The organism is Rummeliibacillus sp. G93, assembly GCF_023515935.1.
Classification (GTDB): domain Bacteria; phylum Bacillota; class Bacilli; order Bacillales_A; family Planococcaceae; genus Rummeliibacillus; species Rummeliibacillus stabekisii.
Genome location: NZ_CP097314.1, coordinates 926,620 through 938,509 on the forward strand (window position 1 = coordinate 926,620; position 11,890 = coordinate 938,509).

Consider the following 11,890-nt stretch of genomic DNA (forward strand, 5'->3'; position numbering starts at 1 on the left):
TGATTATATGGGATTGCCACAACAAAGAGAACATCATACGTATATAAAACAACCAGTAGCACCCGAACAGCATATTCCAAAGACTGTCACTAAACCGCGTAAATCAAGAATCACCAAGCTAGAAAAAATTCTAATGCTTGTAATGACTGCTACAATTGCTTTTATTGCTGTAGGGAATTTGAATGTCCAGTCTTCTATCAACAGCACAACAGTCGATATTCAAAAAACAGAAGCTGATATAGTAGAAGTGAAAAAGCAAAACTCAGAATTGTCTATGGAAATAAGTGAACTTTCAACATATGATCGTATTTGGAAAAAAGCAAACGCTTTAGGCCTAAAATTGAACGAAAAAAACATGAAAGTAGCGTCAGGACAATGAAAAAGAACAAATTTCAATGGGGAGCCTCCACGATGCTTATCATCTACGGGCTTCTATTTTTTTTAATGTTTTTTAGAATATTCTATATCCAAGTCACTGGGCAAGTAGAAGGGCAGCAATTAGCCGCAAAAGCAGCTGCCAGATATGAAAAGAAAAAAACAATTACAGCAGACAGAGGAAACATATTAGACCGAAACGGTAAAATTATTGCAGAGGATGCGGTGACGTATCGCCTTGCTGCTACTGTTAACCCGGATGCATCAAAAGGTTCAAAAAAACCTATCCATGTGGTGGATCCAAGAAGAACAGCTGCAGTATTAGCAAAATATATACAGATGGATGAAGAAGAAATATACGAAAGACTGCTCAAAAAGTATACTGCAAAGCACAAACCTTTATGGCAAGTAGAGTTTGGAAATGCAGGTAGTAATATTAACCATGCTACCATGCAAAAAATTCAAAAAGAACATTTACCGGGTATTATTTTGATGGAAGACAAAAAACGCTTCTATCCAAATGGTGTATTCGCATCGAATTTAGTAGGGTTTGCGCGAAAAGAAGATAACGAAAAAGCTCCTGTTGGAAAAATGGGTTTAGAATCCATTTATAATAAAGAGCTTTCTGGTGTTGATGGAAATGTACAATATAAGAGTGACTTATTTGGCTATTTACTGCCGAATAGTAAAAAAATGATCCAACCAGCTAAAGATGGTGAGAATGTTTATTTAACCATTGATCGGACAATCCAAAACTTTCTAGAAGCTTCAATGACGAAGGTTTATGAAAAATATAAACCTGAATCTATGATGGCTGTAGTTGCCAATCCTAAAACTGGAGAAATCCTGGCTGTATCACAGAGGCCTACCTTTAATCCTCAGACAGGGGCAGGTCTAAATAATAGTTGGATTAACTCATTAACTGAAACAACCTTGGAACCAGGCTCAACGATGAAGACGTTCACTCTTGCTACTGCTATAGAAGAAGGAAAATGGAATCCAAATGATAAATTCCAATCAGGCCAATACAAGGTATATGATCGTACAATTCGAGATGCCAACCAAGTTGGATGGGGAACAATTACATATCTAGAGGGTATTCAGCGTTCTTCCAACGTCGGAATGGCAAACTTGCTCAAAAAGATTGGAGATAAGACCTTTATCAACTATCTAGGGAAATTTGGATTCGGGCAAAAAACAGGAATAGATTTGCCAAATGAAGCAACAGGTAAAATATTGGATGAATACCCGATTAACCGAGTAACAACAACCTATGGACAAGGTTCTACCGTGACACCGATTCAGCTCATCCAAGGACTTACCGCTATTGCGAATAATGGTAAAATGATGCAACCTTATGTGATTAACAAAATCGTCGATCCAAACACGGGGAAAGTAATCCAACAGCATGAGCCAGTAGTGAAGGGTAAGCCGATTTCAGCTGCCACCGCTAAAAAAGTAAGAGATACATTAGGGACGACTGTTACGTCCAAAAAAGGTACTGCTCAGAATTTTGCAAGCAAAGAATATGAGGTTTCAGGAAAAACAGGGACAGCTCAGATTCCAAGACCCTCTGGCGGCTATTACTGGGGGAAGAATAGTTTCCTTTATTCTTTCTTAGGCATGGCTCCGAAGAAAAATCCGAAATTAATTATGTATATTGCTATCAAAAAACCGCAATTAGGTATGACAGAAGTTGGTTCTGAGCCAACTTCAGAAGTATTCAATACAGTCATGGGCAGTAGCTTAAAATATTTAAATATAAAACCTTCCAAAATGAAGACTGAAAAACCTGTAATCGTTGGCCAATATGTAGGGGGTAGCAGCAAAACAGCAACCAAAGAGTTAAAATCTCAAGGTATGGAGCCTGTTCAAATTGGCGGAGACGGTGAAGTATTGGAACAATACCCGCAGGAAGGAAGCAGTTTACTAGGTAAAAATCATGTATTCCTTAAAACGGATGGCAACAACATTAAAATTCCAAACTTCAAAGGTTGGTCATTGCGGGATATATTGGCTTATCAATCAATATCCGGAATTAAAATTCATACAAGCGGAGATGGATTTGGTGCAAAACAAAGCATCAAGCCAGGAACTATTTATGAGGGAAATGCAAAATTAACTGTAACATTGAAAAAACCAGAAGATGAATATAATTAAGTCGTAGAAAGCCCATTTAATAAGGGAGAAATGGTTCGCCAGCTTTTGTTTATGCTAAAGAGTCGAGGTTTACACACTTCGATTCTTTCACAACCGTTTCTTTACGGAACAATGTGAAATGAACAAAGATAAGCATAGTCACCTTTTTGCAATCATATCTTACATGTAAAAAGGTGTGATTTGTCGAACTATGTGGGTTACTAAACAAGCAAGCATGAGATTGAAAATTGTCGTATTGATTTTTTTCTGCTTAGGTGCAATGTTGATCGGAAAATTGATTGTGGTTCAGTTTATCCAGCATGATTTTTTAACCAAAAAAGCAGAAGAAAATTGGGACAGGGAAGTGCCGATGAAAAGTCTGCGGGGCAATATCACTGACCGCAATGGTAAGCTGTTGGTTGGGAACAAGCTGGCGCCTACATTATACTTTATGCCTGCACAAAATAAAGAACCTGATAAAGTAGCAGAGCAATTAGCTCCAATTCTAGGTACGAGTAAAGAAGCTTTAGAGAAAAAGCTGAATAAGAAAGACTTTATTGTTAAACTGGCGCCAGAAGGAAAGAACATTTCCAACGAGGTAGCGGAAGCTATTCAAAAATTACAAATCCCTGGCGTCTATACGGGTCTTGATTATATGCGCGACTATCCATATGGTGTATTGCTGTCAAGGTTATTAGGATTTACAGGCAGCGATATGCAGGGGCTGGCAGGACTTGAATATCAGTATAATGACTTGTTGTTAGGGAAAGAGTCAGCCATTCGATTATTTACTGATGCAAAGGGAGCAAACCTACCGCATGTAGAGGATGGATGGAAAAAGGGACAGGACGGTGCCACATTAGAATTAACGGTTGATGTTGGTGTCCAAAAAGTGGTTGAAAGAGAACTAGCGCAGGCGATGAAGAAATATAATGCAGATCAAGCAATTGGTGTTGCAATGAATCCAAATACAGGCGAAATTTTGGGATTAGCTTCATTCCCAACGTATAACCCAGCAGAATATTTGAAAGTGGATCAAAGTATCTACAATCGTAATTTGCCTGTATGGATGACATATGAACCGGGTTCAACATTCAAAATCATTACATTAAGTGCAGCACTGAATGAAAATGCAGTCAACTTAGAAAATGAAAGTTTCTTTGATCCAGGCTACGCCAATGTAGAAGGAGCAAAGCTACGTTGCTGGAAACGCTCCGGTCATGGTAGTGAAACATTCTTGCAAGTTGTGGAAAATTCATGTAACCCAGGATTTATTGAATTGGGAAGACGAGTGGGCCCGACTAAATTGCAAAAGTATATCCGTGACTTTGGTTTTGGCCAAGTTACAGGCTCTAACATGGCTGGAGAGTCGACAGGCATTTTATTCTCACCTAAAAATTATGGTCCTGTAGAGCATGCTACCACGTCATTTGGTCAAGGAATTTCGGTAACGCCAATTCAACAAGTGCAAGCAGTCGCAGCAGCTGTGAACGGCGGGAAATTAATGACCCCATATATCGTAAAAAGAATTGTGAACGGAGAAAATGGAGAAGTCCTTAAAACATACGAACCGACCAAAAAGAACCAGGTGATACGAAAAGAAACGAGCGCAAAGGTTAGAGCTGCATTAGAATCTGTGGTTGCAAACGGTTCAGGTAGAGGCGCTTACCGTGATCAGCTTCGAATCGGCGGGAAAACAGGAACTGCACAGAAAGCTGAAAATGGACGCTATAAAGATGGAGAGTATATTGTATCATTTGTCGGGTTTGCACCAGCAGATGATCCGGAAGTAGTTGTCTATGTAGCGATTGATAATCCGAAGCAGGGACCTCAGTTTGGGGGCGTCATTGCTGCGCCGATCGTAGGTCAAATTATTGAAGATATCCATCCAATTGTTGGAATTAAAAATCGCAAAAAGCAGATTGAAAAGCCATATCGTTGGGGTGATGTGGAAAAGGTGCGCGTTCCAGACTTAGTGGGCCAAAGCAAAAAAGAAATTACAGGTATGCTTTATCCATTCCGTATAGAATGGCATGGGGAGGGAGAGAAGATTGTTTCTCAACTACCTGAAGCAGATGCACAAATCGTAAAAGATGGGACTATTCACGTTTATTTAGAAAAAGAATAATCTTAGTCTTTAAAAATGAAACTGAAACTACTATGATAGTACATGTACTAAAGAAGTTTAGAAGGAGAATTTTTTCATGTCAATCGCAACAATGCTAATTATTTTAGCAATTTCTTTTGTTATCTCGGTCATATTAGGCCCTATTATTATTCCCATGTTAAGACGATTTAAATTTGGCCAAAGCATCCGTGAAGAAGGCCCTAAATCACATATGAAAAAGGCGGGTACGCCGACGATGGGAGGCGTCATTTTCCTATTATCTATTATTGCGACTACCCTTATCATTAGCCTTATAAAAGGCGAGTTCACCTCACAATCCATTATATTAATTATTGTTTTAATAGGTTTTGGGGTGATCGGATTTTTAGATGATGGCTTAAAAATCATCTTTAAACGTAATTTGGGATTAACCTCTTTACAGAAGTTGATTGGCCAAATCGTTATTTCTGTAGCAGCTTATTTCTTGATGAGATTAGGTACCTTCCATAATACAATTCAAATACCGTTTACTGACTATGCAATCCATTTAGGGGCAATCTATGTATTATTCCTGATTTTCTGGCTTGTTGGTTTCTCAAACGCAGTGAACCTGACAGACGGATTGGATGGTTTAGTATCTGGCACAGCATCTATTGCTTTTGCTGCTTACGGAGTATTGGCGCTCTTGAATGACCAATTAGATATTGCTATTTTCGCGTTTGCTGTAGTAGGAGCTCTATTAGGTTTCTTACTATTCAACGCAAATCCGGCAAAAGTGTTTATGGGAGATACAGGCTCGCTGGCACTGGGTGGAGCTTTAGCTATGCTCTCCATCCTTGTTGGCCAAGAGCTTCTTCTATTGATCATCGGGATTATTTTTGTCTTAGAAACATTGTCTGTTATCTTACAGGTAGCAAGCTTTAAATTAACAGGTAAACGAATTTTTAAAATGAGTCCACTACATCACCATTTTGAGCTATCAGGCTGGTCGGAATGGCGTATTGTCCTAACGTTTTGGTTAACAGCATTAGTGGCGGCATTGCTCGCAGTGGTTCCGGAGGTATTGTAATGAAACAACTATCTATGATGGAACATAAGAAAGTTCTAGTATTAGGTTTGGCTAAAAGTGGGGTGGCTGCTGCAGAATTGCTTCATAAAATGGGCGCTTTTGTAACAGTCAACGATGCCAAACCATTCGAAGAAAATATAGAAGCTCAAAAGCTCCTTCAACAAGGAATTACTGTTATTTGTGGTCATCACCCGGGAAATTTATTGGATGAAGGCTTTGAATATGTGATTAAAAATCCAGGTATTCCGTATAACAATATTATTGTAGAGGATGCTATAAAACGTGGTATTCCAGTTTGGACAGAGGTTGAGCTTGCTTATTTAATCAGCGAAGCACCCTTTATTGGTATTACCGGTTCAAACGGAAAAACGACTACAACCACCTTGCTATATGAAATTTTACAACAAGGCGGTTTAAAGCCATTAATTGCTGGCAATATAGGTACAGTGGCTTGCACAGTAGCTGAAAGTGCAGAAGCTGATCAAGTTATAGTCACGGAGCTTTCATCATTTCAGTTAATGGGTATTGAAACTTTTAAACCCAAAATTGCGATTTGGACTAATTTATACGAAGCACATATTGACTACCATGGCACCATGAAAGAATATGGTGAAGCGAAATTCAACATTACGCGAAATCAGGATAGTAGCGATTATTTGATTTATAATGCCGACCAAGAAATTGTAGCTTCCTATGCAGAAAAATCTAATGCGAAATTGATTCCTTTTACAACAAAAGCAATAAGCAAAGAGGGCATTAGCGCTGACGAAGATATGATTTATTGGGAGGGTGCACCAATTTTAAAACGTGACACAATTGCATTACCTGGTGCGCATAATTTAGAAAATGTCCTCGCAGCAGTAGCAGCAGCTATTTTGATGGATTGTCCAAAAGAGAATATGGCATCTGTCCTATCTTCATTTGCCGGTGTAAGACATCGTACACAGTTTGTCCGCGAATGGAGAAAGAGAAAAATTTATAATGATTCTAAGGCGACGAATACCTTAGCTACCCGAAGTGCTCTTGCTGCGTTCAACCAACCGATTGTTCTACTTGCGGGCGGATTAGACCGTGGTCACTCCTTTGAAGAACTTCGACCTGTCATGGCAAATGTTCATGCTACAGTTGTATTCGGTCAAACCGCAGAGCGTTTTGCAGATTTTGCGAAAAGTTGCGGTGTTGAAAGCATTGTATATGCAACGGATATCCAGAAGGCTGTCCCTAAGGCAGCTCAGTTGTCTAATGAAGGGGATGTGATTCTTCTATCACCTGCTTGTGCAAGTTGGGACCAGTATCCAAACTTTGAAACTAGAGGAGATTTATTTATCCAATCTGTCATGGAATTAGACGAATATAAAGACTAACAATAGGAAGGATGCCTTGCCTGTTACAGCGTGAACGTTTATGGTTAATCATTGCCGCGTTATTTCTAACTGCCTCTGGCATTGTTTTTGTATATTCGGCAGGTTCGTACTGGGGTAAAATCCATTATGGCCAAACAGCGCCGTTCTTAGTAAAGCAACTCATCTATTTAGCGATCGCTTTAACCGTTTTCTATGCTTGCGGTCGTTATAAAGGACTTCAGCTAGAAAAAACATGGACACTATTTTATTGGTTATCATTACTGTTACTAGTAGCAGTTTTAATTCCAGGGATTGGTGTTGTCCGGAATGGATCCCAGAGCTGGATTGCGCTTGGACCACTGAGTCTTCAACCTTCGGAATTAACGAAGATTGCTACAATCATTAAGTTGAGTTTTATCCTGTCTAAACAAAAGGCAACTGCATCTAAAATTCATTGGAAACATTTTCTTTATCTGTTTTTGCCAGTGGCACTTATAATGGTACAGCCAGATTTTGGATCTGCATTTATTTTAATTGTATCTGTCTTCTTGTTATTCTTTATCGCAGGATATCCATTCCGGTTTTATGTTTTCTTAATTATTGCAGGCGTCGCAGGGCTAGTTGGATTGATCCTATCAGCACCGTATCGGTTAAAAAGAATCGAGGCTTTTTTGGATCCGTGGTCAGATCCTTTAGGTAGCGGATTTCAAGCGATTCAGTCATTAATGGCTATAGGACCGGCAGGATTATATGGCTTTGGTTTTGGCAATAGCCGCCAAAAGTATTTATACTTACCTGAACCCCAAAATGATTTTATATTCTCCATTATTACAGAAGAAATGGGTTTTCTGGGGGCAGCGACAATTATTTGTGCTTTTGGGTTGCTGATTTATGCAGGCTTAAGATTAGCTTACAAGTCGAGTCTCAAAGTTTCGCTGTATAGCATTGCTACATTAATAGGAATGATTGGATTTCAAGCATTCCTAAACATTGGTGTAGTATCAGGTTTATTGCCCGTTACTGGTGTCACATTGCCATTTATCAGTTATGGAGGAACATCTCTTGTGGTAACATGGATTGCGATTGGCATCATATGGAACTTTTCGAGGGAAGACTAATTTATAGAAGGGAGTGGTCAGTATGGATAAAGTAATTGATATTGAAGAACGAATTCCAACATTAAGAGAACGCCGAAAAAAAAGAACAAACCGACGATTTATCATACTTATAGTTATATTCTTAATTACCTTACTGACTCTTCTATATTTTCAATCGCCATATAGCCATATTGGAAGAATAAAAGTAGAAGGTAACCATTTACAAAGTAAAGACTATTACATAAAGCATAGTGGTTTAAAAAAGGGTAATTCTTTATGGGATTTTAAAAGTAGCAAAATTGAAGGGCTTATAAAAAGTAAGCAAATAGTAAAAAGTGTTGAGGTCAAAAGAAGCTGGCTCAACACTGTTACACTTTCCATTAAAGAGCATAAAGATGTAGCTTTCTTAAAAGAAAATGATCAATACAGTTTAGTTCTTGATAATGGACAAACCCTGCGTTTAAGTAAACTACCAACAAGGTTGGATATGCCAATACTTGTTGGTTTTGAAAATAAAAAAACCCGGGTCAAGATGATTCGTCAGTTAAAACAATTGAGTAGTGAATTAACTGCATTGATATCACAAGTAAATCTAATACCAAACGACTCAAATCCCTATGCTATTCAAATGTTTATGAATGATGGTTTTGAAGTGAGGGGATCTATTTCATCTCTTGCTTCCAAGCTAAAATTTTATCCATCCATCATTTCTCAAATTAAACATAAAGATAAAGGCGTTATTGATTTAGAAGTGGGTACATTTTATCGATCATATCGTGATGAATACAGCAAAAAATAGAAAAACAGTACAAGCATTTGGTTAATTCAGTGTTTTTATCTAAAAATTACATTATTTCTATTATTATCAGTTTTAAATAGTTTACAAATGTAGTAATCTTAGCTTAAGCATTAATTGATTGAAAAAAGTTTTATTTTTTTCTTCCCTATATTTTATTGCAATAGTAGATTTATATAAAATTTGTTATTGCCGAAAACCTCTTTATAGGTGAAGAGTTTCCTATTATGTGAATGGGGAATTAAAGTGTATGATGTATGAATCCGTTTTATATAGTAAAAAAAACAGGTGAATAGAAGGATTTTCGTATGTCAATCATGAATTTATTTAGACAAGTTTAACATTTTACAATAGAATAATCATAAGAGTTATTGAAGGAGGTGCCACAGTTTGAGTCATTCAGAATTATATGTTTCACTAGATATTGGTTCTTCTTCTGTAAAAGTGCTAATTGGAGAAGTTAATGATGAGACTGTGCATGTAATAGGTGTAGGTAATGTCAAATCGGTAGGTATCCGAAGAGGAAGCATTGTAGATATAGATGCTACAGTCCAATCTATTAAAAAAGCAGTAGATCAAGCTGAAAGAATGGTAGGAATGACTATCAATAAAGTCATTTTAGGTATTCCAGCAAACCAAGTACAATTACATGCTGTTAAAGGCGTTGTGGCAGTAAATAGCGAAAACCGAGAAATCACAGATTTAGATTTGGATCGTGTGATGGAATCAGCACAACTGATGTCTATCCCGCCAGATCGAGAATTAATCAACATTGTACCAACTCAGTATATTGTTGATGGCTTAGATGGAATTAAGGATCCAAGAGGTATGATCGGAATCCGTTTGGAAATGGACGGAACAATGATTACCACATCTAAAACAGTCTTGCACAATGTATTGCGTTGCGTTGAAAAGGCTGGTTTAGAGATTCAACAAATTTATTTGCAGCCATTAGCATCTGGTGAATTTGCACTTACTGAGGATGAGCGCAACAGAGGTACCGCTTTTGTTGATATCGGCGGCGGCTCTACAACTATTGCTGTATTTGAAGAAGGACATTTTACTGGAACAGCCATGATCCCTGTTGGCGGCGATCATCTGACGAAGGATTTATCAATCGTTTTGAAAACTCCAACAGAACAAGCAGAAAAGATTAAGCGTGAATATGGTCATGCTTATTATGATGATGCTTCTGATGATGAATTGTTTGAAGTACCAGTTATAGGTGCAGATACAAAAGAACAGTATAGTCAAAGATACATATCCGAAATTATAGGTGTAAGACTAGAAGAACTTTTCGATTTAATTATAGATGAATTGTATCGGATGGGGATTCAAGACTTGCCGGGTGGTGTTGTTTTGACTGGCGGTGTTGCGAAATTAGAAGGCCTTCCTCAATTAGCACGCCATGTATTGCAGACAAGTGTAAAGATTTATACACCTGATTATATAGGAGTAAGAGAACCTGAATATACGTCCGCTGTAAATTTAATTCGCTATGCGTATAAGGAATCGCAATTCAACCATGAGGTAAGCGATAATAATCCGCTAGGCAATGTGCCATATGACACTCATGTAGAACAGCCCAAAAAACAAGCATCCTATGAAACGGAAGAACATAGAGATGGTGTACTTACAAAAGTAAAAGGGTTCTTTAATAAATTCTTAGAATAATATATAGGCGATTTTCCCTACACACTAATAGCTGAACTAGGAGGAATTAGGATGTTAGAATTTGAAACAAATGACGATTCACTAGCTGTAATTAAAGTGATCGGTGTTGGCGGCGGCGGTAACAATGCAGTCAACCGAATGATTGAACATGGAGTGCAAGGGGTAGAATTTATCGCCGTGAATACAGATGCACAGGCATTAAAACTATCAAATGCAGAAGTTAAATTGCAAATTGGTGCGAAATCTACTCGCGGACTTGGCGCAGGTGCTAACCCAGAAGTAGGAAAAAAAGCAGCAGAGGAAAGCAAAGAACAAATTGAAGAAGCACTTAGCGGTGCGGATATGGTATTTGTTACTGCCGGCATGGGCGGCGGTACAGGTACAGGCGCAGCTCCTGTTATTGCCCAAATCGCTCGTGATATTGGCGCATTAACAGTTGGCGTTGTTACACGTCCATTCTCTTTTGAAGGGAAAAAACGTCAAAAACAAGCTGTTTCCGGTACATCCTCGATGAAAGAAGCAGTTGATACGTTAATTGTTATTCCAAATGATCGCTTGTTAGAAATTGTTGATAAAAATACGCCAATGCTTGAAGCTTTCCGTGAAGCGGATAATGTACTTCGTCAAGGTGTCCAAGGGATTTCAGATTTAATCGCTGTCCCTGGTTTAATCAACTTAGACTTTGCCGATGTCAAAACAATCATGTCCAATAAAGGCTCTGCTTTAATGGGTATTGGTATCGCATCAGGCGAAACGCGCGCTGTAGAAGCTGCGAAAAAAGCAATTTCAAGTCCATTGCTTGAAACATCTATTCATGGGGCGAAGGGTGTCCTAATGAATATGACAGGCGGATCTAATTTAAGCTTATACGAAGTACAAGAAGCGGCAGATATCGTTTCATCTGCTTCTGATGAAGATGTAAACATTATCTTCGGTGCTGTCATTAATGATAACTTAAAAGACGAAATCGTTGTGACAGTCATTGCAACAGAGTTTACAGAAGATGAAGTACAACAATTTGAAGGCCGTAATACAAACCGAGGCGGTATGAGTGCACCACGTCAACAACAACCAATGCAGCAAATGCCAAATCGTGAAGTACGTTCGGAAGAAATGGCGAACACAATGAAAGAGGCGCCAAGACAACAACAAAACACTTCTTACCAATCAAATAATCAAGAAGAAGGTCTAGATATTCCAACGTTCTTGCGTAATCGCAATAGACGCCGTTAAATAAAAAACTGTAGGCAAACATGAAATCCCTCGTGTTTGCCTACAGTTTTTTTATGC

9 protein-coding genes are annotated in these 11,890 nt (G+C 38.4%); all 9 read left to right on the plus strand.

Annotation, left to right across the window (positions count from 1 at the left end; genetic code table 11):
• Positions 1 to 7 precede the first annotated feature (7 nt).
• The 9 genes from ftsL (at position 8) to ftsZ (ending at position 11,833) form a co-directional block, all read left to right on the plus strand.
• Positions 8 to 379: a cell division protein FtsL gene (gene ftsL / locus M2M59_RS04595; RefSeq protein ID WP_066785194.1), complete on the plus strand. Its 372-nt coding sequence runs from the start codon at positions 8 to 10 to the stop codon at positions 377 to 379.
• Positions 380 to 411: 32 nt separating this feature from the next.
• Positions 412 to 2,535, plus strand: coding sequence for a penicillin-binding transpeptidase domain-containing protein (locus tag M2M59_RS04600; RefSeq protein WP_249775644.1), 2,124 nt, complete (start codon positions 412 to 414; stop codon positions 2,533 to 2,535).
• A 214-nt stretch (positions 2,536 to 2,749) separates the two neighbouring features.
• Entirely contained in the window at positions 2,750 to 4,642 is a 1,893-nt protein-coding gene (locus M2M59_RS04605; protein ID WP_066791832.1) for a stage V sporulation protein D, read from the plus strand.
• Between the two features lie 76 nt (positions 4,643 to 4,718).
• On the plus strand, positions 4,719 to 5,690 hold the full coding sequence (gene mraY, locus M2M59_RS04610; RefSeq protein WP_066785199.1) for a phospho-N-acetylmuramoyl-pentapeptide-transferase: 972 nt from the start codon (positions 4,719 to 4,721) through the stop codon (positions 5,688 to 5,690).
• The gene (murD, locus tag M2M59_RS04615; protein ID WP_147194259.1) at positions 5,690 to 7,054 is read left to right on the plus strand and encodes a UDP-N-acetylmuramoyl-L-alanine--D-glutamate ligase; all 1,365 of its coding nucleotides are present in this window, start codon (positions 5,690 to 5,692) and stop codon (positions 7,052 to 7,054) included. Before mraY ends, murD begins: the two co-directional genes overlap by 1 nt.
• An 11-nt stretch (positions 7,055 to 7,065) precedes the next feature.
• Positions 7,066 to 8,151: a putative lipid II flippase FtsW gene (gene ftsW, locus M2M59_RS04620; RefSeq protein WP_066785205.1), complete on the plus strand. Its 1,086-nt coding sequence runs from the start codon at positions 7,066 to 7,068 to the stop codon at positions 8,149 to 8,151.
• Positions 8,152 to 8,173: 22 nt separating this feature from the next.
• On the plus strand, positions 8,174 to 8,929 hold the full coding sequence (locus tag M2M59_RS04625; RefSeq protein ID WP_249775645.1) for a cell division protein FtsQ/DivIB: 756 nt from the start codon (positions 8,174 to 8,176) through the stop codon (positions 8,927 to 8,929).
• Between the two features lie 387 nt (positions 8,930 to 9,316).
• The gene (ftsA, locus tag M2M59_RS04630; RefSeq protein WP_066785209.1) at positions 9,317 to 10,600 is read left to right on the plus strand and encodes a cell division protein FtsA; all 1,284 of its coding nucleotides are present in this window, start codon (positions 9,317 to 9,319) and stop codon (positions 10,598 to 10,600) included.
• Between the two features lie 51 nt (positions 10,601 to 10,651).
• Positions 10,652 to 11,833 (plus strand): cell division protein FtsZ, encoded by a 1,182-nt coding sequence (ftsZ, locus tag M2M59_RS04635; protein WP_147194255.1) that lies wholly within the window; start codon positions 10,652 to 10,654, stop codon positions 11,831 to 11,833.
• The last annotated feature ends 57 nt before the right edge of the window (positions 11,834 to 11,890 follow it).

Coding starts and splice junctions, on each gene's coding strand:
- ftsL (WP_066785194.1), top strand. CDS start 8: ATGGGATTGCCACAACAAAGAGAACATCATACGTATATAAAACAACCA.
- M2M59_RS04600 (WP_249775644.1), top strand. CDS start 412: ATGCTTATCATCTACGGGCTTCTATTTTTTTTAATGTTTTTTAGAATA.
- M2M59_RS04605 (WP_066791832.1), top strand. CDS start 2,750: ATGAGATTGAAAATTGTCGTATTGATTTTTTTCTGCTTAGGTGCAATG.
- mraY (WP_066785199.1), top strand. CDS start 4,719: ATGTCAATCGCAACAATGCTAATTATTTTAGCAATTTCTTTTGTTATC.
- murD (WP_147194259.1), top strand. CDS start 5,690: ATGAAACAACTATCTATGATGGAACATAAGAAAGTTCTAGTATTAGGT.
- ftsW (WP_066785205.1), top strand. CDS start 7,066: ATGCCTTGCCTGTTACAGCGTGAACGTTTATGGTTAATCATTGCCGCG.
- M2M59_RS04625 (WP_249775645.1), top strand. CDS start 8,174: ATGGATAAAGTAATTGATATTGAAGAACGAATTCCAACATTAAGAGAA.
- ftsZ (WP_147194255.1), top strand. CDS start 10,652: ATGTTAGAATTTGAAACAAATGACGATTCACTAGCTGTAATTAAAGTG.